Consider the following 25,612-nt stretch of genomic DNA (forward strand, 5'->3'; position numbering starts at 1 on the left):
TGGCGGGTATAAATGCAGCTTCCTCCCTCGCGGTGCTGCATAATATAAGATAGATTACAGAGGTAATAGATAGAGAGTATGCAGCAAAAATAAAGTGTACGGTCGATAATGGAGAGTTCTGCTATAATGGCGGCAGGAGGGAATAGAATATGCACACGTTAGAGAGCTTGGTGAAGCAATTAGAAGAGCTGGGCATTGACAGCCAAGGTACGCTGTTGGTCCATTCATCCCTGAAAAGCATGGGTCCGGTCGAAGGCGGCGCGGATACCGTATTAGATGCATATACCGCATATATGAAGGATGGTTTGTTGGTGCTGCCTACCCATACATGGTCCTATATCAAAGCGGACAACCCTAGATTTTACGTAGATCAATCCCCATCCTGTATTGGCATTCTGCCAGAGCTTTTTCGTAACAGACCAGGTGTGGTCCGCTCTTGGCATCCTACGCACTCGGTAGCTGCATTGGGGCAGGATGCGGTAGAGTTCACCAAGGACGATCACCTCTTCGACACGCCTTGCGCCAGAGGCTCGGCCTGGGGGAAGCTGCTTGACCGAAAGGCGACCATATTGCTGGTGGGAGTCGACTTAAGACGCAATACCTTCATCCACGGTGTCGAGGAGTGGGCCGACATCCCTGGGCGACTAACAGATGCTCATGAAATGCTATATACCGTTCTGCCTGACGGAACGGAGATCCCTGTGCCTTCCCGAAGACATTGGGGATTGTCGTGGTCCGAGCATTTCTGGAAGGTTGATGAGGTCCTTGAGAGTAGAGGCGCGATGCGCAAGGGGCAGCTAGGTGACGCAGTGGTCCGAGTATGTGATGCAGCGGCCGTGGCCGAGGTGATTACCGAGATGCTGGCGGACAACCCTGCGTTATTTTCGGATAATAACCCCTTGCTATAAGTGAGTGAACCGGTGAGGAGATTCGTATCGCTGTATTTGTGCACAGTGTATCGGTGTAAAAAAAAGAGGTTCCCCTGTTGTCATCAGGATGGGTGATGATAGGGGGCCTTTTTAAGTTGCCGTATCAACTGACTAATCAGTTATAAGCTGTGTCTTATTGTCCAAAGGGTCAAATCTACATGGGTCTACTTAATCTGAAAAAGGGTCGGAGAGTATAGAGCCACTTAACAAGCTGTGAATAGTCGGCGAAATATTGACGGCAGATTCGATCCATGTTATAAATCACATATATTCAGTCAAAGGAGGCTCGCCATCCATGCTACATTCTGTGCGTATTCGATAGGCTGGCAATAAAAAAGCTGATTTTTCTCCACGTCATGTGGGCTTTTTTGAGCTGCTTATGATTACGTATGTAGAACATGGATGTGATGGGAATAGCTTGTTGAGCTATGCCTTTATTCGGGTTGTTCTCTCTCGTGTCGGTGCAGGTCAAAGTTCGCAGAAGTGGACGGGGATCTGTATTTTTTATTGCCTAAAAACAAGGAACCAATAAAAAATACAGGGAGAGAATCAAATATGAGAGAACATCACTGGAAGCGAAATTTCTTTATGATATGGGCAGGGCAGGCTATCTCGCTGATTACTAGTTCGGCTCTGCAAATGGCTATCATCTGGTATTTAACAGATACCACAGGGTCTGCGCTGGTGCTGTCGATAGCTACACTGGTGGGCTTCTTGCCCCAGGCTGTCCTTGGGACCATGATTGGTGTCTTGGTGGACCGCTGGAATCGAAAGTGGGTGATGATGGGCGCAGACCTTCTTGTGGCAGCCGCAGGTGTTGTCCTGGCGGTAATCGCGCTCACGGTTGAGCTGCCCATTTGGGTCGTGATGCTGGTGCTATTCATCCGCAGTGTTGGGACTGCATTTCATACACCTGCTCTGGGCGCAGTGACACCGTTGCTGGTTCCGGAGGAACAATTAACGAGGTGTGCAGGCTATACCCAATCTGTCCAATCGCTGAGCTTCATAGTAAGCCCGGCGCTGGGGGCGGTGCTATATGCTGCATGGGATCTGTCAGCCATTATTGCCCTTGATGTGGCAGGGGCACTGATCGCCTGTACGATGGTCATGCTCGTTCGGATTCCAACACCAGACATGTCGATGAATCAGGGTGCTAGCAGTAGCTTGATTGAGGAATTCAAGGAAGGGTATTACGCCCTGCGAGCATCGAGGGGATTGTTCTCATTGCTCTGGATTGGCGCGCTATATGCCTTGGTATTTATGCCGATCAATGCCCTATTTCCTCTCATGAGCATGGGTTACTTTGGGGGTACAGCCACACATGCTTCCATCGTAGAGATCGTCTTCGCCAGTGGCATGCTGATGGGTGGCATGCTGCTGGGGGTGTGGGGGGGATTCAGGAGCCGTGCATGGAGCATCACGCTCTCGGTTGCCTTGATGGGCATTGCCTTGCTCATTTCGGGGTGGCTTCCTACGGATGGATTTCTGATGTTCGCCATATGCAGCGCGCTTATGGGCTTTACGAGTCCGTTCTATAGTGGTGTACAGACGGCGCTCATTCAGGAACACATCCAACCGATGTACCTGGGGCGGGTGTTCGGGCTTATGGGTAGTCTGGCCTCCTTTGCCATGCCAGTCGGGCTGGTCATGTCGGGTATCTTTGCGGATCAGATTGGTATTGAAATGTGGTTCAGACTTTCCGGGGCTTGTATCTTAGTCCTTGCACTCGCGTGTGTAGCCCTGCCATCTGTGCGCAGCTTGAAATAAAATAGATCGACCGCTTCTCAGTAAATATCGAGGAGAGTGTAGGGTGGGAAGTGATGAAAGGGGCTGCTTGAGCGGCTCCTTTCGTTGTATGCCCGATTATAATTTCCTCTCCATATCCGTCATAGGTTGGTCGAACTGCCATTGTGTGGGCTAGCTCATGCTTGTAGCAGTATGATAAGATGTGGTTTATAACCATGAACGTAGAAGGAACAGGCCCTTTTCAGGTCTTATTAGCGTAATGGCATACAATTGCAAGTCATCGTAGTTGTCTGGCTCAAGAAGGAGAAAGATGTGTGGATCCATTAGTATGGTACGATCTCTTTTTGTTCCTTGTATTACTGATTCTATTTATTTACGTGTTCGCTACGGTTAGGATTACGAACTTACATAAGGTGTATTTCATTTTCCATTTCTTTATGATGCTCTGGCCTCTAGGCCAAATGGCCACAGATCTGACGGATGATCTGTGGTTACAGCTATTGTATGTGACCCTGTCCTTTGTGGCCCTAGCCTTCCTGGGAGGGGGCTGGCTCCTGCTTACGGTCTTTCTTGCCGGTCACGCAGGGCGAATAGGCCTCCGAAAAGCTTACCTGCTGTTTGCTCCAGCGCTGATCGCAGCTGTGGGAGTGGTATGGAACCCGAATCATGTGTTCGTGGCTCCCTTGGAAGGAGGTTATATTCAACGCGAGTATGGACCATGGTTCTGGGTGGTCATCGCTATTCTGGTCGGTTACCTGCTGGCATCTCTCTTGGTACTGTTTCGGACCCTGCTGTCGCCCAGCACGTCCGTCACGAACAGGATACAGGTGAAGATTATGCTATGGGGAATCCTGGTTCTGGCCGTATTTGCCAGCATCGATGCCCTTCTGAATGTCGTGCTAAGCGAGTGGCTGCCGATCATTCCAGGCTTTACTTCTCTCGGGATTGTATTGTCAGATCTATTTTTCATCTATGTCATCAAAAAATACAATATGTTCGATCTCGTCTCCATCGCTCACGAGGACGTGATTAATACCATCCCCTATGGAATTCTTGTGCTAGATGACCGTGAATTCATCATGGAAGTGAACAAGGCTTTGCCCTTCTTCATTGAGCTGCATGTCGGTGATTATTTGGATATGGAAGCACTTCTGAGCTCCGTTCGGGTGGAGGGCAATAGCGAGAAGTTCCTTGAGCATTATAAGCAAAGGGATCTTGCCATGTCGCAAATTGAGATCCTCGTGGAGCGCGATAGTGTTCGTCATTTTATACTGCAGGCGTCAACGATTGTGGATGCTTATGGTATGCCGATGGGCCGTATTCTTACCTTTCAGGATGTCTCGCAAGAGCGTTTCCTGGTGGAGGAGATGAACCGGAAAAATCGCATGCTGCAGGAACGGAATCATTCCCTCGACCGTACTCGTCTTGAGCTATCCCGAGCCAATCGGCAGCTAGAAGAGCTGGTGCTTACTGATAGTCTGACGGACTGCTACAATCGCCGCTATCTGACCCAGCATCTGACCCATGAAGTGATGAGCAATATTCAGTATCGGATTCCGTTCTCCCTGATTCTGTTTGACATTGATTTCTTCAAATATATTAACGATCACTACGGACATGTCATCGGTGATGAGGTGCTGTATCGCACAGCTCAGATCGTCAAGGAGTCGATACGTAGCACGGATATTCTGGCCCGCTATGGAGGAGAAGAATTCATGATCTATCTCCCTCATACAAGACGACAACTGGCGGGGCAACTCGCGGAGCTTGTTAGATCGTCAGCCGAGTCGAATCATATCGTCGTGGAGCATGGCCGTGAGCCGGTATCCATCACGATCAGTATGGGCATTCTGTCGGTTGAGGATTTTAAGGATGAACGGGTGCCTGATGATCCAGAGGAGTACTTGATACAGCTGTTCGCAGCGGTAGACAAGGCTCTGTACCAAGCCAAGCAAAATGGGCGCAACCGGATTGAGCTGGCCAGCTTCCAGCAAGCTTCGTTTAACTGAGGAGATGTAGCATCTTTCAGTAAACGAGTGAGGGGAAATAGCCGTACATTGGGAGTGGATGAAGGAATTCCCGGAGAGTGCATCCTGAATGTTTGGTAGTATGTTAGATGGGCTGACGAGGATTATATCCGCGTCAGCCCATTTGTTGAAGGATCGTATTTCATGAGAGTCGAGGACTGCCCGGAATTACCTTTCTGCGGCGAGAATTCATTCGGCGTGTTCATTTTTCACCATAGCCGATAGCTCACCTGTGAACACCTTCTCCTGCTGAGCATTGAACGTGGACATTCTCACGGTGACGATGCCTGTCTGATTACGCCATTTCTTCAGCTCTACGACCTCTACAACAGCATGCAGCTCGTCACCCGGATAGACGGGACGTATGAATTTCACATGATTCATAGCGGTCCCCGCAATGATGTCCTCACCGTAGCTCCCTGTCTCAATCCATAGCTTAAATGAGATCGCGAGTGTCTGGATGCCCGATGCGATGATGCCCCGGAATCTGCCTTGTTCCGCCTTCGCTTTATCCAGATGCATGTATTGTGGATCGTATTCGGCGGCAAATCGGGAAATATCTTCCTCGCTCAAGGTAATTGCCTTGGTGGTAAACACCTGGCCGATATAAAATTCATGAAACTGCATGCTGACACTCCTCTCCAAATAAATACTTATACTTCTTACATCTATGATTCCCTTTTTTCCTCGAGTTCTCCTGTATAAGGCAGAGCAGATATGAAATCAAGCAAATCATTAGACAATTTCTATTATGAAGCATGCGTCGTGAATGTGGAGAAGGAGCCGATGGCATAAGTAGCCTGGCTCCTTCCGTGTTATGGTTAAGGTATACTATTGCAGGGCATTCTTAATGTCAGCCCACGTAGCGTTCAGTTGCTCCTCGACGGATATGTCCACGTACTGTAGACTCAGGCTATATCCTGCGTCTGTTGTTGCTTTCAGGAATAGAGTAATCTTGGTACCATCCATAATCCATTCGCTGGTTAGGCCACCGTCAGCAGCATAGCGTGCGACATACTGACTGATATTATTCGGATTTGGGGCACTTGAGCCAGCTACGGGTTGTCCATACTCTGCAGTTATACTACTAAACATCCCCGCATAAAAGCTGATTAGTTCACCTGGATCATAGTCGGGAATGACAGGGGTAAGTACAACGGCTGCGAGTTTGTTCTTGTAAAAGATATATAACTCTTCAGTTGCTCCAGCCTCTAGCGAATCCTGATACATGAGAAGACGAATGTCGCCTTGTCCACCTTCATCCACCAGCTGCTTCTGAGCAGAATTCGTCTTAAATTCCTCCTGACTGATGGACCAAGGTATGTTGATGCTGCTCGATGCTGGCTTATTTCCAATCCATGCAAAGCCCTGCGCGCTATCAAGGCCAACCGTCTTGCCAGTTAAGCTCCGAATTGCTGATAACGGAATGTAGGTCGTTCCGTTCACGGTCTTGACCAATGCAGGCAATACGACCTCTGAACCGTTGATGGTGGCCTTCTTGCTGCCAGTCTTAACGATGATAGAAGAGCCAGACGTGTTCTTGGCTGTAATGGCCTTCGTCTTGCTATCTACGGTCATGGTGTAGCCTAGCTTGGTTAGTACGGCTTTCATAGGCACGAGCGTAGTGTTATTTTCCACAATGACTGAAGGTTGTCCGGTTATCGCCTTACCATCGATGTGGAGAGTGTACTTTACGGAAGCGGCGGAGGTCAGGGGAGTGAATGAGAACAGCCCGACCAGGAGCGCCATGCACCCTATAAGTGTTATGTAAGCTATTTTTTTCATGTTGACTCCTTTACTAGGTGTGTATTGAAAATCATAGGACATGCATCTTGAATATAACATAGCTGGTATAGAGCCGTGTTCCAAAAAATACCTCTAATATGCAAAAAGTACTATAAAAAAAGAAGACCACCCAATAAAGGGCGGCTCGGATGACCTTTCATCTACGTTACTTTGTTCCACAGCATCTTGTAGCCAGAGGCTAAGCTGTATTTGCAACAATACCTGCAATAATACTAGCCAAGTCTTCGAATACACTAGCCCTCAAGCAAAGACATTTGTTCCTTCATATATCGGGTACCGTGAACGCTGTTCTTGGGACTAACCTGCTCGATGCGAGTCAGGTCCTCGGCTGTTAGTTCTACGTCCACAGAGGCAGCATTTTCTTCAAGGTATTTCATGCGTTTGGTTCCTGGAATAGGAAGCGCACCGTTGAATATGGTCCATGCCAGGGCCAGCTGCGAAGGAGTACAGTTCTTCTCGGCGGCGATTTCCTTAATCTTATCAACGATCTCAACGTTCTTCTTGAAGTTGTCGCCTTGGAATCGAGGCATGTACCTGCGAAGATCATGGGGAGCCAAGTCCTCAAAGGTACGGAGCTCTCCAGAAATAAAGCCTCTGCTTAGTGGACTGTAAGCGACATGCGTAATTCCCAGCTCCCTCGTTGTCGGGAGAATCTCGTCTTCAATATCCCGACTCCACAGTGAATATTCGCTCTGTAAAGCGGAAATCGGATGTATCGCATGCGCTCGGCGAATGGTAGAGGCAGATGCTTCTGAAAGTCCAAGATAGCGAACCTTCCCAGCTCTAACTAGCTCAGCCATTGCTCCAACTGTCTCCTCGATCGGAATATTTGGGTCCACGCGGTGTTGGTAGTATAGATCAATATAATCGGTGTTCAAGCGTCGCAGACTCTCATCGACAGCCTTGTGCACGTAATCCGGGTGCCCACTAAGGCTTTCATAATTGGGGGTGTACGAGAACTTGGTAGTAATCACCGCCTGCGCTCGGCGTCCCTGAAGAGCTCTTCCGAGAAGCTCCTCGTTATGACCATTTCCATATACATCCGCCGTATCGATCAACGTAACCCCTAATTCCAGTGCACGATGTATCGTCTGTATAGACTGTTCGTCGTCTGTCTCCCCGTACATACCTGGGGACATGCCCATAATACCTAGTCCAATCGAAGATACGATTAGATCACTATTTCCTAATGTTCTTGGCATCATCTCGTTACCCATCTCCGTCCGTTGGTTTATTCTGCTGCATTGCCAGCTGGTTCAAGAGCTGGCTCTCCGAATGAACTCTTCCTTTTTCGATCTCTTCATAAATGGCGAGCTTGTTATTCACTGCGTCCAGAGCCTCCGCCAGCTCACGTTGACGTCGGAATAAGTCCTCTTTGTATTGGTTCAGCATAGCCTTTCTTTGCGGAATGGTGGAATCCCCGTCTAAGGCGAGATTGACCATCTGCTTCATTAAAGACATCTTCATTCCAGTTGCTCGAAAACAGGTCATCAGCTTGATCCAATCCATGTGCTCTTGTTCAAACAGGCGATGTCCATGCTTATCTCTCTTAATGAAAGGGAGTAATCCCTCCTTCTCGTAGTAGCGAATGGTATGAGCTGAGCAACCAAGCCGCTCTGAGACTTCTTTTATAGAGAATGTCATATAGATCGATCCCTTCTTCAGCTTGTAAGCAGACGTGCTCGGCTGGTTCTTGTACATCATATTCGTTAGAGCGCGCTCTAAGGCAAGCATGTAATTTTTTGGAGTATTGATGAAGTGTCAATTCCGTTCATATCGCGGTTTGATTATTGTTAGACCTCTCTTGATCAAGTACCATTATAGTAAGCTAGTTTGTCTAAAGTATATATGTTGCAGTCGTGCAGAACTGGGAGAGTAACTGCAAGGATGATTGATGCTGAATCTGATTAAATGGAAGCAGAGGGGAGGGAGACTGGATGGCCTGGTTCGAACGAATGAATGAAGCGCTGGACTATATCGAAGACCATCTTCTTACGCATGTAGACATGACGGAAGTGGCAAAGATCACTTGCTGCTCGATTTCGAGCTTTCAGCGGATGTTCTCCGCTGCTACGGATGTATCCTTGTCGGAGTATATTCGGCGCAGGAAGCTGACGCTCGCAGCATTCGAGCTACAGCATAGCAGCATGAAGATTGTGGATCTTGCGCTGAAGTATGGGTATGACTCACCGGAGGCGTTTACACGAGCCTTCAACATCATTCACGGGAAGACACCTTCAGCAGCGCGCGAGCAGGGTGTGACCCTCACCGCCTATCCCCGGATCTCTTTCCTACTAACCGTTAGAGGAGCTGTCGCAATGAATTACAGAATCGAATCCAAGGAAGCTTTTGTGATCTATGGCATTGAGGAAATCTTCTCGATGGAGAACGGTGAGAATCTCCGTGCGATTCCCCAGTTCTGGCAAGCTGCACATCAGGATGGACGTATTGAAAAGCTCACACAATCCACGAATATGCTGAGCGAAGCGCCGAATGAGTTGTGTCTGGTCAATGCGATCTGTGATTACCGCTCGGTGGAGGGGGAGCAGACCTTTCCATACATGCTGTTCGCCTATAAGACCAACCGGAGTGATACGCAGGGGTACAGGGAAGTAACGGTGCCTGCCGGGACCTGGGCAATCTTCAGAACCGAGAATCACACGATGGATAAGACGAGTGATGCCATTCAAGGCCTCACCAAGCGAGTATACACGGAGTGGCTGCCGACAGCGGACTATGAGAAGATCGACGGCTGTGATATGGAGCTGTACTATAACTGCGGCAGTGCCTGCTGGAGCGAGATCTGGATTCGGGTTCGACCCAAGTAAGTGAGGCTTGAAGAGGGCATGTGCTAAGAGGCTCGGAGCATGGTATGGTGCAATGAAATCGAGACCTGTATGTGCTGGATGCTGCTAGTGGAGTAGTCGGTAGAGTGCAGGAGAAATGTGATCGAGTGAAGAAGAAGTGCAGTAGCTTTTAGGAACAATAGATTTTCGGTGAAAAAAGGCTCGGGCATTGCACAGTTGCTGGTTGCTGTGTGTGGTAATGGCTGCTGACCCACTTTATATGGAGATTCAAAGAGGAGTTCTCAGGGAGAACTCCTCTTTGAGTGGATAGGGGTGTCAATGTGGAGGGATAGGTGAGGACAAAAAAGTACTGTTAAGTAAACATGGTTAACCACGTCAAATTAACAGTACCTCTATTTTGCTGTATCTTTGAAGTGAATTACATATCTGTACTGATGAAAGGAAAGGTTGGTAAAATGTGAATCGCATCAGTTATCATTAACCGGATTAAGTGGTTCCACTACCGATTACTACTATTACTAACGTCAGGCCATGTATGAAGATTGGAGAGGGCGCGTGCAGATAACAATAATATCTAATAATGAAGTTACTATAAAATGTTTGCACTATAAACATATTATTGCTACCATTTTAGTAAAATGGAATATACTAGGTTTATTTTTGACAAAGTATGTAGGGAGGGAAGTGCCGAATGAATCCGATAAAAAATCTATTTAAGCAACTAGACTGGAAAGCGATGAATTTATCTGCATGGTTTGTGCTCATTATTACATATATATATCCCATTCGATTTGTAGAAGATAAGCTCGATGTAATAGGGTTCCCTTTTCCTTTTTTGACTGTATATGATCAGGGGTTGGGCTCCAATTTGTTCGGCTCTTTCCATATTGATCTAGGAAGTTTGATTCTGAATATTGCAATTGTGTATTTGGTTATAACTCTACTGAGTAGGCTGTATACACGGTACAAGAAGTCCTAGTTGTGATTATATCGAGAAGCATCATTTAGATAGATATGAGTAATTCGGAAGCGATCTGTGAGGTATGGACGGTCATCCTCGGAAAAGTATAGTTTTCGTAGAGGCCGCCATTGTGCGGCCTTTTTCCTTTATCCTTCTCTCTTTAGTCTATATAGATTGAACCTATAAAATTGAGTAGGGGAGTGAGCAACGGAGGGGAAGTTTGGAACTGGAGGAGCGATAGCGACCGCCTTTGTCTCTGGATTTCCACGGCTACAAGCCGTTTACATGGAAGGAATCTGGAGACAACAGCGGCCGGAGGTTCAAACGTTCACCGCAGTTGCGCGCCCCCAACTCTTAGCATCTTCAGTTCAATCTATATAACGTCATCCTACAAATACATCTGTCTAGCCTGCTCATTAAAGAATTGTGTGACATTCTCATACTCACTCAGATCAATCTGCTGCTGCCGCATCATCTTCTGAATGAAGATCGCATCTGTGAAGATGTGGCTGACGATCACTTTACACAAGGATGGGGTGTCCTTGAAGTAATCCACCAAAGCATGAAGCTCATCGAACCGAAAGTACAGAATATAGCACGCATAATGCTGCAGCAAGCTACGGTAGATATACACTTGATACGGATTGGCTGTCGCTGCTGCACAATTCTTCATCATTTCGAATAACGCAGAGGGCTTGTTGGAGTAAAGCTCGAGCAGGTTATCCACGTTGTTGATCAGACGCAACGCGTCCTCCCATCCATCCTCCATAGGCAGGATTATTGGTGCTGCTGTTCCCTCAATGGACTGCAACATCTCCAGTGTGAGATTCTTGTAAGCCTCTATCGGATGGGATACCAACCATGCCATCTTATCGTTATTCTGCTCTGGAGCTAATTGCTCAGACAGCTCTCGCTTCGCAAGCTCTTGCCCCCCTTGGTCTACCTGCCTCGGCGGCTCTGGCTTAATTTGGTTGTGCCCCTCCTGATCTGCCGGCTCCGTTTGCTCCTGATTCGCGTGCTTTTGCTCATCACCTTGTTCTTGTTGCAACAGCCCTGGTGTCACTTGCTTCAGCTGATCGTGCTGTCCGCTATAGTAATCATGATACACCGAGAAATAGTCCGCGATCTGGATGCTCGTCTTCGTATGCAGCAGCTTGGGCCCGCTGAAGGAGAAGGCTTCGAGTGTCTCTCCATTTACAGGATGCGTGTATAGATAGAAAAAGAAGAAGAAGTCTCTTAGCCGCTCACGCTGCTCATCGCTTAATCTGGTGACATGTGTCACCCGGCTGAGCTGGAGGAAGCTATAGTTCTTCATGAAGTCATTCATGGCATTATAGGGATTGACGGGGACGATGGCCGTCGTCGAGTTAATGGTGTAGAGCAGGTAGTACAAAATCTGTTCGTCGTAGATATCCAGCGCTGGAAAAGAACCCGAGAGCACAGGTATCCAGTTCGGATTTGTTGTGTAGCCTGGGTCTGGCGGCTGTAGTTCATCTGCCCACTGAACGAAGGATTCTGCTTCTGGCTGACCCGCCACGAATAGCTCTATGCTATCGTCCTCCAGTGTGCAATATGCATAGGGAGCAATCGCCTCCGGCGGTAGCGCCCGGTTGAATTTGAGATTTACATATTCATTATATATAGATTGTAGCTTCATCCGTCATATCCTCGGTTCTTGTAAATTAGGACGCTACTCACAAAAAGCGCCTTCTCTAGAGGTGTTCGACAGATGGGAGGGCATTCCTGCCCGCGAACTTACATTGAGCATTATTGCTGTCGTCTATCGGCTAGTGTTGGTGCGATGATGAAAGCATAAAAGAACCCTCCCTAGTGAGCACTCCATCACATGTACGTGACGATCAAGGCTAACTAGCAGAGGGTGCTTAGGTTTTATATTGTAGTGGATTCTATTGTAGTGGATTCGTATGTTTTGCGTGTGTTGTTCATTGAAATTCTCAAAAATTACTAGATTCGGATAGTCGAATCATAGGGGCGTTGCGTCACACTTCGACATATACTACATTGTAAGCGTAATCCAAGCTGACCCCAACGCCCAGACATAGCTTCTCATTAAGGTCCGAATTGATTCGAACTCCAGTCCCCAATGGGGCTGCGAATTCAATAACGGCTGTGAATCCTCATGGGAGCTCTGAATTCAGCGCTAGCCCCAAGTCCGCGTGATCTCCTCTTCACTCGCTTCGATGCGAACCCTATCAATATTTTATTTATATGCTTAGTTACATCCTTAATTACATCCTCATTTAACCTCAACTAAATCTGTCCTTATCTAATCTCTTACTTCTAACCTCTAATCTCACAACCGCAATTTAACCAAGCAAAGCGGTATCTTGCGCAGATAGGACAGGCGAGACTGTGATGCTAGGCTTCCCCAGCATGTACTCCAGCCGAGCTTTGACCTCCAGCCACTCTCGATCCAGTATGCTGAAGTAGACGGAATCACGAACATAGCCGTTCGGCAAAGTCAGATGGTTGCGGAAGACACCTTCCCTCGTCGCTCCGATTCGCTCAATGGCGGCCTGTGAGCGGACGTTGCGGCTATCGGTCTTGAGCTGCACCCGGATCATGTCGAGCGCCTCGAAGCTATGCTTCAATAGCAAGTATTTGCATTCTGTATTCACGGAGCTTCTCCAGACGGCCGGGGTGAGCCAGGTGGAGCCGATCTCCAGACTCCGGTGCTGAGCCGAAATATCGTAAAGCCGCGTGCTTCCTACGATGCGCTGAGTGTCCTGCTCGACGATGACGAACGGCATGGCGTTCGGTTGCTCCAGAGCGGTGCGGACGTACTCTCTGGCATCCTCCCAGGTACTGATGTGAATCTGTGTGAATTGCCAAATCTCCGGATATTGACCGATCTCAAATAATGAGTCGGCATGATGTTCTTCCATAGGGACGAGCTTAACCTTGCTCCCCGTCAACACTAGCGGCTTCATGCTGCACCTCTGCTTTTCATCAGTCTAGGGCCTAACATTACTATCATACCTGCCAATTATTATGTAGATATGAAAATTCGAGGCAGATATTCATGAAAGTGTTGAACTTCTCCGCTGCTCCAACCGAATGCTGTGTAGCCACATTTCCTCTCCACCAAGGACGCCCTCTCTTATGGTTACTCTGAGTCAGAAAATAATTTTTCGACAAACTCCGTAATAACCAATTATTACCTTGATGGGTACAAATATCTTCATATATAATAGACGCACAAAAGCAACTCACGATAATGGCAAACTTGTCGAAAGGCAAGGACGCAAAGCTACAGGGCCTTCATGACGCGATGTCAAATGGCAGCCAGTTACCGAACGACGGCGCTTTTTTTGTTTTTCTGGGACAAGCACCCATGGGAACTCTGTGAGACTCTAGCACGATAATGGCAAACCTGTCGAAAGACCGGGACGCAAAGCTACAGGGCCTTCTTGACATGATGTCAATGGCAGCCTGGCTACCGAAAGGAGTTAGCAGTATGCGCAACGTAATGTTGTTCGCTATGATAGGTCTGTTGGCGTTCCTGATCTGGACTCCGGCGGTACAAGCTGAATCTTCGGCAGATTGGCTGGGGCTGGAGCAGCTGGACCGCGGTGTGATCGCCATTCGCTATGAATCGACTCCCAGCGTCAAGACGAAGCTCATGATCGCAAAGGGACAGGATAAATATACTTACGGGCTGTCGTCGAGCAAGCGACAGGAGGAATTCCCGTTACAGATGGGCAATGGAGATTACAAAATCACCATTCTGGAGCAGGTGAAAGGCACAACCTATAAGGCTGTTCGCGAAGGAGCAGTGAAGCTCCAGCTGACCAACGGCAGCCAGGTGTTCCTGAACTCCGTACAGAATATCCATTGGAACGAGCAGGACAAGGCCGCTCAGCTTGCGAAGGAGCTGACTCGCTCAGCCCAATCGGATCAAGAGAAGGTACAAGCCATCTATGAATATATCATCAGCACCATTCGCTACGACCATGCTCTGGCTGCCAGTGAGCTGACAGAATACTTGCCAGATAGTAGCCGCACGATCGCAGGTCGGAAAGGAATGTGCTACGACTACGCTTCCTTGTTCGCTTCCATGCTGCGGAGTGTGGATGTTCCAACCAAGCTGGTGATGGGCAAGTCAGACTATGTCGATATCTATCATGCATGGAATGAAATCTATCTGGGTGGCAAGTGGGTTACGATTGATACCACAGTCGACGCGAGCTGGAAGAGCAAGGGTGCAGACTTTAATATGATTAAGGACGCCGCTCGCTACTCCGCCTCCAAAATCTATTAATCTAGCACATGATTCTATTTATCGAGACCATTGCAATCATTCAGATAAAACAGATTCTAGTAACTAGACTTGCGATAATGCGCAAGTGAAATGCATGTTTATACCCTTAGCCTTGGACCATAGGTCCAGGGCTTGTTCGCATTCATGTAGAGAAATTGTAGAGGTGGGGCGGCTATAATGCAAGAAGCCCATTTGGTTCCAGGGAATGTAAGCAACATATCGTGCAGCAGAAAAGGTGGAGGTGATGGACGAGAGGTCCTCTGATCGGCGTGTAGCCTAGCGGCTGCTAGAGCCGATTTGCGCACGAAAGCTGGCCCGGAGCCAAATACTATGCGGGTGATGGAGACACTGAGGGAGCGATCATGAAGAGAAAAGTGTGTGGAATCGTTGTAGCGCTGTTGCTTATGATTCAGACGCTGTATGGTACATCTGCCTGGCCAGTTCAGGCTGCTGTAAGTGTACAGGATTCTGTGTATGGAGTGACAAGTGACGTCTATGACCCGCAGCCAGCGCCAGTCACCAATACGGATAATATTTTGACCAAGGTTGTACTAACGGACTCGAATGGCACTGTGATTGACTCGGTATATAACCCGGACAGCAAGCTGGAGATTGGCGGAGCCGTCAATCTGAGCTACGAATGGGAGCTGCCGAACGGACATAGCTATAAGAATGGGGATACATTTATCTTCGAGCTGCCGGAGCAGTTTGAGATTTTTACAGATATTGATGCGCCACTCGTGGCTGACCAAGACGAGGTAGGCCGCTTTACCGTGGATCGGGACGGGAAGGTCGTCATGACCTTCAATGATTATGTGGAACGTCACTCCAACGTCAGTGGCAAGCTGGAGATTCGGACGGAGTTTACGAAAGAGACCATTCAGGGCAGTACGGAGGTCATTATTGCGATCCCGGTACAGAGCGGATTGCAGACCGTCATTGTGAATCTGAAGCCGAAGGGCGGCAAGCTGATCGAGAAGCAAGGGACAGCCATCGGCAAGAGTCAGATTGACTGGAGGGTGCAGGTCAACAAGTCACTGGATAAAATCAAACATGCGGTCATCACGGATGTGATGCCTGATGGACTGGAGCTGACCCAGGATTCCGTCAAGCTATACCACCTGCAGGTGAATGGAGACGGATCGACGGTGCTTGGCACTGCGGTGGATTCGAGCAAGTATACCGTCTTGATCTCAGAGGGCAAGAAGCTGGAGCTTGCGTTCCAGGATGAGACCATCAGCAAGGCTTATGAGCTGCGTTTCACGACCAAGCTGACTGGAGAACAGGAGCGCTTCGAGAATATTGCCGTACTGTCTGGCGAAGGCATGGAGGATAGCCGGGCTACTGCGACAGTAACCGTGCAGCGTGGACAATTTCTGGAGAAGTCGTATAACCAGGATGCGGATACAGGCATCATTACCTGGCGAGTGAAGTACAACTTCAACGAGAAGAAGCTTACACGGGATCAAGCGGTCCTCACTGATGAATTCAGCGCCATTCATGTGATGGTCCCTGATTCGCTGAAGGTATATGCTGGGAATTCGACGAATGCCAAGGATCTGGTAGCAGCGGAGGAATATACCGTCACGTCGACAGGTCCGAACGGCTTCACACTTCAGTTCGAGAAGGCGATCGATTCGCCGTATACGATCATATACCAGACAAAGCCGATCGACCGGCTGAGCGCCGAAGGCAAGCAAGTGAAGAACAAGGTCATATCGGGTGATACGTCCAAGGAGGTCACAGCTCCTGCACAAGGTACCCGCGCTCTGGTGAAGGGTGTATGGGGTGTGAACTTTGCGACCAAGACTTCCAAATGGATGATTACCATCAACGGGGACAAAAAGCCAGATGGTAGCAAGTACAGCATGGAGAATGTAGTCATTCGGGATACGTTCCCGCATGATGGGCTCGAATTCCTGCCGAATTCGGTGATCGTCAGGTCGAACGGGAATCTCGTGCCTGCCAGTGACTATAAGGTCGAATACGACCATGTGCGGAAGGGCTTTGTCATACGCTTCTCCAAGACCATCGACACTACCTACACGATCGAGTATGATTCGAAGTTCGACATTGAATGGCTGAAGGAGCGCAAGCTGGACTTCATGAACAGAGCCACCATGACGTGGGCTGAGAACGGCGAAGTGAAAGGGCCTATTCAGCGGGATGCGAGCTTCGCGTCGGATGACTATACAAAGAATAATGGGGGTAAGGACGGAAGCTATAATCCAGTCAACAAGGAGATTACCTGGAACGTCAAGCTGAACTATAACCTGGATCCGCTGGATAAGGCGAGCGTGACAGATGTGCTGAAGCAAGGCCAGCAACTGGTGCCGAATTCAGTGAAGGTATACGAGATGAAGCTGACAGGTAGCTGGAATGGTGTGACGAAGGGGACGGAGATTCCTGCGTCTCAATACAAGGTGACGGAGCCTTCGGAGGCGAATGGCAATCAGCTGTCTGTTCAGTTTAACAACCCGATCTCATCTGCATACTGGATTGAGTTCAAGACATCGCTGCAAGGCACATTGGTTGTCAGACAGATCGAGAATACGGCTGAGCTGTGGAATGGCAGCAAGCAGGAGGCCACCTGGAAGGCCAGTGTGTATGTTCCTCATGGCGGCGACTATGTGCGGAAGCAAGGCGCCCAGAATGGGAATAAAATTGATTGGTCGATTCGCATTAATGAAGGGCAGTCTCATATTTCTAACGTTCGCATCATTGACTTCCCAAGCAGCAATCAGATTCTGATTGAGGATTCATTCCGCTTGTATGCGACGAAGATTCAGGGGAATGGTGAAGCGGTCAAGGCTGAGGAGCTGACGAAGGGTAAGGATTATACCTTGACGATCTCCAGGCTTGAGAATGATCAGGAGACCTTCGAATTAAAGTTCACGAACGCCATCTCTACAGCTTATATTCTGGAATATCAGTCGTTCATCACGGCTGGGGATAAGGAAGCTGTGAGCAACAAGGTGGGACTGGAAGGGGATCAGCTGAAGACAGAGGTCAGGGATACGACGAAGGAGATCATTGTCCGTACTTCCTCTGGCTCAGGCTCGGGAGGCGGTGTAACGGGCAGCCTTGAGGTGACGAAGGTGGATCTGGCAGATCCGTCCAAGACACTGGCAGGGGCCAAGTTCGCGCTATATGATCAGGCAGGCAAGCGGGCACCGATAGTGAAGACAACAGATGCTGACGGCAAGCTCCTGTTCACGAAGCTGCTATATGACGATTATGTGCTGGAGGAGCTGGTGGCTCCGACAGGCTATAAGATCGAGCAGGCGAAGTCGAACGTAACCATAGACTCCAGTATTAAGAGTCAGGGTAACGTGAAGAGCATTACGGTAACGAATCGGAAGGAAGAGCCTGTGGGACCAGGCCCTACAGATCCGACCGATCCTGGCAACCCGGGCCCCGGAGGCCCTGAGAATCCTGGACCTGGAGGTCCAACGGACCCAACCGACCCAGTCGATCCAACGGATCCAGGCCCTGGCGGACCAACCAACCCAACCGACCCGGGCCCTAACAACCCAGGTAACCCGAGTAATCCGGGGACACCTAGCAAGCCGGATCGGGATAGACCATCAGATCATAACCCAGATCCGGGTCCAGGCAATCCGTCCAATCCGGGTACGCCACCTACCGGCATAGAAGTGCCCGATGAAGACATCCCAAGAGGTGAGCCGGGAGACCCAGGGGACCCGCAGCTACCTACGGTTGAGATTGATGAGGACGATATTCCGCGCGGTGTAGGCGAGCCAGAGCCTGGTCAGCCAGACCCTGAGCCGGAGACGCCAGCAGCCCCAACACCTGATCCACGCATTCCAGCGTCGAAGCACCAGGTGCAGCTGCTGCCGCAGACCGGAGAGTCGAGTCATGCTCCATTCTATATTGGCGGGCTCGTGTTGATCTTGCTGGGGGTATGGTTAGCTCGCAAGCGAATCAAAATGAAATAAGCATCCATTGCGAGTGAATTTCTCGTGCCCTATATAGTACCCTATATATTGTTCTTCTCAATATATGGGTATTGTAATCTATACTAGCTCCTCTTGTCCTGATTCAGGGCAGGGGAGCTATTTCTATTTGTCGGCAAAATACAGGGCCAAGAACCGCTGGAACTCCCGCGCAGCCTCCGACAGATATCTGGCTTCATTCCAGAACACGGAGAACGTTCGTCTACTGACGGAGCCTTCGATATGCAGCAGCCGATATTGCAGTGCTTCGTCTTCTTTGTTACCCGGAATAAATGCCAGCCCTAAGCCAGCCTGTACCAGACTGCTTAACGCACTAGGCTCCTCTACCTCACAGACGACTGTCCGCTGGATTCCTGCTCTGCGGCTAATCTCATCATTGACCTGACGAAACGGATGTCCAAGCTTGTATTCGATGAACGGCTCGCCCGCAATTTCCTCCAATGTAACGCTGTCCTGCTGCGCGAACCGATGCCCTCGGGGTACAGCCAGGAACACTTCTGTCTGTAATACGGGCAATTCCTGAATACCCTGTCTATATGAATACATCGGACCGAAGCCCAGATCCGCGCCGCCCTGCTCCAGTAGCTCGCCAATAGTATGGGTCTCTGCAGGTGCGATCTGATTAATTCGGAAGCTCACCTCTGGATACTGCTCACGAAAAGCCGCAAGCGCAGGTGAGAGGCGATCCAATGTACTTGTGGCGATACTTACTACACCCCGCTCCAGCCCGGCCATATCCATCACTTCTTGTCGCCCTTCCTCTAATGAGGATAGCGCTGCTTCGACCTTGGCGAGAAAGGCTTTGCCAAATGCGTTAAGGCGAATCTGTCGATTCACACGGTCGAACAAGGGGACACCTAGATCCTCCTCCAGTCGGGATATAGTCTTGCTAAGCGCAGGCTGCGCAATATGAAGCTGTTCAGCAGCCTTGGTCATATGCTCCAGTCGGGCAGCTGTGCGGAAATATTGAAGCTGTAGCAGTTCCATGGTGAGCACCTCTTTTCCATACACTTAAGGTTATGAATACATAGGGAAACATATATTATTATTTATCTAAAATGGATTGTAGAATAGTCTGTAGCAAAAAGAAAGGGGATATTCGATTCCATGAAAAGCAACAAGTTAATCTATATCCTCGCCTTCACTATGATTCTCTCCTCGATGAGTGCAACCATGTTCAATATCGTGCTACCGAAGATGGGTGAAGAGTTCCAGCTATCGTACTCGCAGGTGAGCTGGGTATCTGCTATCTACCTGCTGATCTATGCGATCGGTTCTGCTGTATACGGCAAATTAGCCGATCTTTTCAGATTAAAGAGCCTGATTACCTTCGGACTTCTGCTCTTCTGTATCGGTTCTCTGGTCGGGCTGGCTTCTCAGGCCTATTGGATGGTACTTCTGGGCAGAATTCTGCAAGCGTGCGGTGCGGCTGTTATTCCTGCAACAGCGATGATCGTACCGGTGCGGTATTTTCCCGTGGAAAGGCGGGGGTGGGCGCTGGGGATTACGGCAAGCGGGCTAGCCATTGGCAATGCCATTGGTCCGGTCGTATCTGCCATGCTCGTCAGCTTTGCTCATTGGCGGTGGCTCTTCTTCCTCCCGATGCTGCTAATCTTCATGTTACCTTTCTTCCGAAAATATCTCGGTGATGAGCAGGGGAATGGGGGCAAGCTGGACTGGCTCGGCGGCGCATTGCTGGCTGGGACGGTGACGAGTCTGCTGCTGGCCATTACGTTCTCAAGCTGGCTCGCGGCCATAATCTGCATAGCAGCCCTCCTCTTATTCATCGTTCGTATTCGCCAGGCAGAGACGCCATTTGTGCATCCGGGCTTGTTTCGGAACAGAAGCTACACACTGGGCCTTGGCATGACCGTATTAGTCATGGCTGCGGGGTATTCGTTACCGTTCCTCACACCCCAACTACTGGCAGATGTCCATCAGCTCTCACCGGGGGTGATTGGCTTCGCAATGGTGCCTGGAGCGGCGGTCTCGGCATTCTTGGGACGTAGAGCGGGGAGAATCGCCGATGATAAGGGGAATATGACCCTGTTCTCGCTGGCGAGCGGATTGCTTATGATTTGTTTTGCCCTGCTATTTCTACTGGCTGGTGTCTCACCTGTAATGATCGCTGTCTTCCTCATCTTCGGTAATGTGGGGCAGATGTTCATGCAGATTGCCTTGTCCAATACGATATCCAGAGCGTTGCCGACGGAGCAGACCGGAATTGGTATGGGACTGTTATCCATGCTGAATTTCTTATCCGGGGCAGTGTCCACAAGTATATATAGTAAAGTCGTCGATCAAGGCGCAGCCTTTCATCTGAATCCGTTCGATGCGTCTCCGGCATCCTTTGTGTACAGTAATATTTATCTCGTATTAGCGCTGATCGTTGTAGGCGTATGGATCGTATATTGCGCGCAATTCGGGGGAAGGGTGCAACTGCGGGAAATGAGCGGGAGCCATAGCAGGACGCAATCATAGGCGCTCTTAGCCACAGGTGCGCAGAGGAACAAAGTAAGTCTTAGAAGCGTGTCCTAGTCACAGATGTGACACAGAAGTAAGCACGTCAATCGTAGAAGTAAGCAAGTTAATCATAAAAGCAGGAAAGACACAGAAGTAAGAGTGTGTCCTCACGGTTAGAAGTCACTCCATATTTCAGCTAGGGCCGCTATACAGCGGCCTTTTTTCGCATACTGGCTTTCATGCCATTTAACATCTGTCACCCTACTGTCACGCTGCTGTGCTATGTAACCACATCCCGCGCCTTATCTGTCAGTGCACTTAACGCAGCTGTACCACATCCTGTATTGATTCTTGTGCCGTATCCTAGCTTTCCCTTTGCTGAATAGGGTGGGTTCTACCAAATGGAATCGCAGATAAAGCCATTATCTGTATATATAGCTAGAGTGTGATAGATGTAATTGACCGGAAGAAATTGGACAGCAAGATATGATAAACATTGAGCAATTTTTATGCTTACCCATCAAAGTTTCTATGTTAGAATTCCATTAAAGCGCTTTCAATTCAAAACGAAGCTATGAGGGGGAGTGGCAATGGATGAAGTATAACGCTCATTTTCCCACCAACAAAGCCTTAAAGCAGGAACGTATCTATATCCGTTATCATGTGACCGAATGGCAGAATAGCTGGCCGCTTCACACGCATGAGGGGTACGAAATGTACTTTTTTCTGGAGGGTAACGCGAATTTTGTGATCGGAAACGAGATTTATCAGCTGCAGGCTGGTGATATGTTGCTGTTTAGCGGCGACGTATTGCATCGGCCCAATCCGGCGAAGGATGTACCTTATGTCAGAAGCTACATTAATTTTACATCCGACTACATTCAGGAGGTGGCTGGAGAAGAGCTGCAAGCGAAGCTGCTCAATCTGTTCGAGCATCCGAACGGGCTATTGATTCGCTGGGATGAGAGTGGCGTGAACGAGATGGACAGTCACTTCGAGCTTCTGTTCACCGAGAGAGAGAAGGAGGCTATCGGGCATGAGGTGATGATGCAGACGTTGATGGTGCAGCTTCTGCTGAAGATTTATCGCAAATCAAAGGACGTCTACTCCCTGCTGACCGCGCCTGCACAATCACAAAAGGAAACAAATGTACGCCGGATGCTGAAGTATCTCAATCAGCACTATAGGACCTCGATTACGCTGGAGGAGCTATCGGAAGTGATGCATTTGAACAAGTATTACATGTGTCATTGCTTCAAAGAGATTACAGGCATCTCCATTAATAACTATGTTACCCGTAAACGAATTGATGAGGCCAAGAAGCTACTGCTGCTATCTGACCAATCTGTCGGCAACATGTCCGAGCTGCTCGGGTTCAGCAATCCCATTCACTTCAGCCGTATGTTCAAGCAATATGCGGGTGTCTCCCCGCAGACCTACCGCAAGACGCATCAATAGAACACTATCATTGAAAGAGGGGTCGAAGGAAATGATGAAGAGCAATATGAAAGCGATTGCAATGATGCTGTTATCCATGGTACTGATCATGGTTGTGGCGGGGTGTGGCGCAAGTTCAGGCGCAAGCTCTGGCGAAGGAGATGCGAAGAAGCAGGTCACCCTTGATTTCATGTGGTTCACGGACGGGATTGAAGGAGAGGTCATCAAAGGGCTGACTCAAGAGTACGAGAAGCAAAATCCGAATGTGAAAATTAACCTGATCGAGGTTCCGTACAAGGATCTGAATACGAAGCTGAAGACGATGATCGCAGGAGGACAACCACCTGCGTTATCCCGGATGACCGATACCGGAGCCTATGCGAATCAAGCGCTGGACTTGGCACCTTACGTCGGGACGGCGGATGAGTTCTCCAGTCAATTCATAGATTCGATCAAGCCATACTATGTGTCAGATGACAAGATTATCGCTGCGCCGATGGATGTTACAGCCAATGGCCTGATCTACAACAAGACCCTGTTCGACAAAGCCGGAGTACAGGTGCCAACTGACCCGAATAATGTATGGACCTGGGACGAATTCAAGGCAGCACTGAAGCAAGTCATGGAGAAGGGCGGAGCGAAGTATGGTCTGGTGTGGGATGTGTCTCCACATCGCTGGTCCACAATGCTCTATCAGTTCGGTGGTCACATGATCAGTGAGGATGGAACCCAAAGTGCGATTAATAGCCCGGAAGCGGCACAAGCACTCGACTATTTTGTAGGTCTGCATAAAGAAGAAATTGCACCTTACTCCGTATGGCTCGGCGGTGAGAATCCGAATAACCTGTTCCGTTCGGGTACGGTAGCCGCTCATTTGGCTGGTAACTGGATGCTTAGCAGCTACAAGGACATCTCGAACTTCGAGTGGGGCGTAACGTATATGCCAAAAGAACAGATTCGCTCCTCAGTTCCTGGCGGCAAATACCTGATGGCCTTCGAAGGCAGCAAGGTAGAGAAGGAGGCGGCTGACTTTATTAAATGGGCCACCTCCAAGGAGATTAATTCCCGCTACAACCAGGAGTCTCTCTTCATCAGCCCACGCAAGGACAGCAGTGATCTGGATTATGCGTTCGGCAAGGAGATGTTCAAGGTGTTCGCAGACGAGCTGGCGAATACGACTCCACTGGCGGCGAATGACTGGTCAAGACAGACGATTATTCCCAAGTTCTCTACCGACCTGAAGAACGACATCGTACAGGTATTAGCTGAGAAGATGACGACACAACAAGCATTGGAGAATGCAGCGAAGCTGATTGATGAGGCGATCGCCAAGGATAAGGACTAACATCCAGACAAGGGAGTGTGGCTGCTCGCTTTCCAGAAGGCAGCAGCCACACTCCCGGCATCTAGAGTCCGAGGAAGGAGAGGATTGAGTGTCTCAGGTAATGACCAGCTCCAAGAGCAGCTCGCGGACCTCGTGGAAGAAGGAAAAGCTAAAAAGATCACTTGCCCCCTATTTATTCGTGTTACCGAACTTTGTGATTTTCTTGACCTTTATCGTGATCCCGGCGTTCGTGGGATTCGTGTATTCCTTTCATGAATACGACGGCTTGAATGAAATGGAGTTCTTGGGTCTGCAAAATTATGCTGCTGTACTGGCTAATGGTGAGTTCTGGGCATCACTGGGCCGAACGGGGCTGTACGCCGCTGTTGTCGTCCCGGGGATCTATGCACTATCGCTTGGAATTGCGCTGCTGCTGATTCGCGAGGTGAGGCTGAAAGGCCTGTTCCGGGCAAGCATTTACTGGCCGACCATGATCTCGTACATTATCGTCGGTCTGACCTGGAAGTGGATCTTCGGCGATTCATTCGGCATTCTGAATCACATCCTGAGCACCCTTGGCTTCGGGTCGATTGGCTGGCTGACAGATCCGTTCTATGCGAACTTATCGGTCATCATTGCTACCCTCTGGTCGAGAGTGGGATTCTTCATGGTCATTTTCATAGCAGGTCTGCAATCTATTCCTGTCGATATGTACGAGGCCTCTAGTCTGGATGGAGCTTCCCGCTGGAGAACGTTCCGGGACATTACGCTTCCGATGCTCAAGCCGACCAGCCTGCTTGTCTTTATGGTGGCGCTCATCGACGCCTTCAAGGCTTATCCGCTGATGTTTGCCCTCACAGGAGGAGGTCCCGGCAAGGAGACCACGTTCATCGTACAGTACATTTATGAAATTGGCTTTTCCAAGCAGGAGCTCGGTATGGCCAGTGCCATGTCTGTCATTCTATTCGTAATTATCGGGGCGTTCACGGCCTTGCAATTCCGTCTTTCGAAAGGAGGAGCTGACTGATGCTGATGCGACAAGCGAAGATAGGCACTTATGTAATCTTGATCGCCCTAACGATGATCTGGTTATTCCCGGTTCTCTGGACCGTGCTGTCCTCCTTCAAGACGGAGTCCGAGCTATATAGCTGGCCGCCTGCAATTCTGCCGGAGAAATTCTCTTTGGAGCACTTCATCACAGCTTTTGCCAAAGGGAACTTCGGGACCTATTTCCTGAACAGTACCATCGTTACCATTACATCTACGATTCTATTGTTGCTAATCAACACCATGGCCGGCTTTGCCTTGGCCAAATATCGGTTCAAGGGCGATACGATTCTGCTCATCGGATTCATCTCTACCCTGATGATCCCGCTGGAGGTCATTATGATTCCGATCTTCAAGGTCATCTCATTCCTGGGCTTGTTCAATAGCCTCTGGGGCATCATTATTCCACCAGCAGCTACACCAACAGGGGTATTTCTAGTGCGGCAATATTTGCTGTCTGTCCCGGATGAGCTGCTGGAGGCTGCACGCATGGACGGTGCGGGGGAATGGAAGATCTTCTGGAGTATTATCTTACCGATTGCCAAGCCGATTATTGCCGTGCTCGCGATCTTCTCGTTCATGTGGCGGTGGGATGACTTCCTGTGGCCGCTCATCGTTATCAGTGATCCGGCGAAATACACGATTCAGCTGGCATTATCGAACTTTATCGGAGAGTATAACGTCGATTGGGGAAGCCTGCTGGCGATGTCGACGATTACGATGATTCCTGTGCTGGTGGTATTCCTTGTGTTCCAACGTCATTTCATACAAGGCATCACGACATCAGGGATGAAGGGGTGAGGGAT

The 25,612-nt window shown here is 49.3% G+C and carries 18 protein-coding genes and 2 riboswitches; of the genes, 11 read left to right on the top strand and 7 right to left on the bottom strand.

Annotation, left to right across the window (positions count from 1 at the left end):
• Window positions 1-149: 149 nt before the first annotated feature.
• The 3 genes from K331_RS0112675 (at window position 150) to K331_RS0112685 (ending at window position 4,684) form a co-directional block, all read left to right on the top strand.
• Window positions 150-908, top strand: a complete 759-nt coding sequence (locus tag K331_RS0112675) for an AAC(3) family N-acetyltransferase (RefSeq protein WP_028590586.1) — start codon at window positions 150-152, stop codon at window positions 906-908.
• Between the two features lie 576 nt (window positions 909-1,484).
• On the top strand, window positions 1,485-2,696 hold the full coding sequence (locus K331_RS0112680; protein WP_028590587.1) for an MFS transporter: 1,212 nt from the start codon (window positions 1,485-1,487) through the stop codon (window positions 2,694-2,696).
• A gap of 293 nt (window positions 2,697-2,989) precedes the next feature.
• Window positions 2,990-4,684 carry a histidine kinase N-terminal 7TM domain-containing diguanylate cyclase gene (locus tag K331_RS0112685; protein ID WP_028590588.1) on the top strand — a complete coding sequence of 565 codons (1,695 nt, stop codon included), beginning with the start codon at window positions 2,990-2,992 and terminating at the stop codon, window positions 4,682-4,684.
• A 207-nt stretch (window positions 4,685-4,891) separates the two neighbouring features.
• On the opposite strand, the gene K331_RS0112690 is transcribed toward K331_RS0112685, so the two are convergent.
• The 4 genes from K331_RS0112690 to K331_RS29460 all read right to left on the bottom strand — a co-directional run bounded on the left by K331_RS0112690 (window position 4,892) and on the right by K331_RS29460 (window position 8,152).
• Window positions 4,892-5,329, bottom strand: coding sequence for a MaoC family dehydratase (locus tag K331_RS0112690; protein WP_028590589.1), 438 nt, complete (start codon window positions 5,327-5,329; stop codon window positions 4,892-4,894).
• Between the two features lie 204 nt (window positions 5,330-5,533).
• Complete coding sequence (locus K331_RS0112695) at window positions 5,534-6,487, bottom strand: copper amine oxidase N-terminal domain-containing protein (RefSeq protein ID WP_169718341.1); 954 nt, start codon at window positions 6,485-6,487, stop codon at window positions 5,534-5,536.
• Window positions 6,488-6,741: 254 nt separating this feature from the next.
• On the bottom strand, window positions 6,742-7,713 hold the full coding sequence (locus tag K331_RS0112700; RefSeq protein ID WP_028590591.1) for an aldo/keto reductase: 972 nt from the start codon (window positions 7,711-7,713) through the stop codon (window positions 6,742-6,744).
• A 4-nt stretch (window positions 7,714-7,717) separates the two neighbouring features.
• Window positions 7,718-8,152: a MerR family transcriptional regulator gene (locus tag K331_RS29460; RefSeq protein WP_033412302.1), complete on the bottom strand. Its 435-nt coding sequence runs from the start codon at window positions 8,150-8,152 to the stop codon at window positions 7,718-7,720.
• Window positions 8,153-8,445: 293 nt separating this feature from the next.
• Here K331_RS29460 and K331_RS0112710 point away from each other — a divergent pair, with 293 nt between their 5' ends.
• Window positions 8,446-9,336 (top strand): AraC family transcriptional regulator, encoded by an 891-nt coding sequence (locus K331_RS0112710; protein ID WP_028590592.1) that lies wholly within the window; start codon window positions 8,446-8,448, stop codon window positions 9,334-9,336.
• 1,328 nt (window positions 9,337-10,664) lie between these two features.
• Here the strand turns inward: K331_RS0112710 and K331_RS0112720 are convergent.
• Window positions 10,665-11,933, bottom strand: a complete 1,269-nt coding sequence (locus K331_RS0112720) for a hypothetical protein (protein WP_028590594.1) — start codon at window positions 11,931-11,933, stop codon at window positions 10,665-10,667.
• Window positions 11,934-12,603: 670 nt separating this feature from the next.
• Window positions 12,604-13,227, bottom strand: coding sequence for a GNAT family N-acetyltransferase (locus tag K331_RS0112725; protein ID WP_028590595.1), 624 nt, complete (start codon window positions 13,225-13,227; stop codon window positions 12,604-12,606).
• A gap of 279 nt (window positions 13,228-13,506) precedes the next feature.
• Window positions 13,507-13,594: riboswitch (cyclic di-GMP riboswitch) on the top strand.
• Between the two features lie 59 nt (window positions 13,595-13,653).
• Window positions 13,654-13,741, top strand: a riboswitch (cyclic di-GMP riboswitch).
• Window positions 13,742-13,754: 13 nt separating this feature from the next.
• Between K331_RS0112725 and K331_RS0112730 the strand changes: the two genes are divergently transcribed.
• Window positions 13,755-14,558 carry a transglutaminase-like domain-containing protein gene (locus K331_RS0112730; protein ID WP_028590596.1) on the top strand — a complete coding sequence of 268 codons (804 nt, stop codon included), beginning with the start codon at window positions 13,755-13,757 and terminating at the stop codon, window positions 14,556-14,558.
• Between the two features lie 362 nt (window positions 14,559-14,920).
• On the top strand, window positions 14,921-18,517 hold the full coding sequence (locus tag K331_RS0112735; RefSeq protein ID WP_028590597.1) for a collagen binding domain-containing protein: 3,597 nt from the start codon (window positions 14,921-14,923) through the stop codon (window positions 18,515-18,517).
• Window positions 18,518-18,640: 123 nt separating this feature from the next.
• Here K331_RS0112735 and K331_RS0112740 read toward each other — a convergent pair whose 3' ends face one another.
• Window positions 18,641-19,522 carry a LysR family transcriptional regulator gene (locus tag K331_RS0112740; RefSeq protein ID WP_028590598.1) on the bottom strand — a complete coding sequence of 294 codons (882 nt, stop codon included), beginning with the start codon at window positions 19,520-19,522 and terminating at the stop codon, window positions 18,641-18,643.
• Between the two features lie 120 nt (window positions 19,523-19,642).
• Here K331_RS0112740 and K331_RS0112745 point away from each other — a divergent pair, with 120 nt between their 5' ends.
• The 5 genes from K331_RS0112745 (at window position 19,643) to K331_RS0112765 (ending at window position 25,607) form a co-directional block, all read left to right on the top strand.
• A complete protein-coding gene (locus tag K331_RS0112745; RefSeq protein ID WP_028590599.1) occupies window positions 19,643-21,016 on the top strand; it encodes an MFS transporter in 1,374 nt (457 codons plus the stop codon).
• 576 nt (window positions 21,017-21,592) lie between these two features.
• Entirely contained in the window at window positions 21,593-22,456 is an 864-nt protein-coding gene (locus K331_RS0112750) for a helix-turn-helix transcriptional regulator (RefSeq protein ID WP_025680566.1), read from the top strand.
• A gap of 34 nt (window positions 22,457-22,490) precedes the next feature.
• On the top strand, window positions 22,491-23,780 hold the full coding sequence (locus K331_RS0112755) for an ABC transporter substrate-binding protein (protein ID WP_028590600.1): 1,290 nt from the start codon (window positions 22,491-22,493) through the stop codon (window positions 23,778-23,780).
• 88 nt (window positions 23,781-23,868) lie between these two features.
• Window positions 23,869-24,786: a carbohydrate ABC transporter permease gene (locus K331_RS0112760; RefSeq protein WP_404821485.1), complete on the top strand. Its 918-nt coding sequence runs from the start codon at window positions 23,869-23,871 to the stop codon at window positions 24,784-24,786.
• On the top strand, window positions 24,786-25,607 hold the full coding sequence (locus tag K331_RS0112765) for a carbohydrate ABC transporter permease (RefSeq protein ID WP_036634828.1): 822 nt from the start codon (window positions 24,786-24,788) through the stop codon (window positions 25,605-25,607). Before K331_RS0112760 ends, K331_RS0112765 begins: the two co-directional genes overlap by 1 nt.
• Window positions 25,608-25,612: the final 5 nt, after the last annotated feature.

The organism is Paenibacillus massiliensis subsp. panacisoli DSM 21345, from assembly GCF_000426545.1.
In the GTDB taxonomy this organism is placed as follows: Bacteria; Bacillota; Bacilli; order Paenibacillales; family Paenibacillaceae; genus Paenibacillus; species Paenibacillus panacisoli.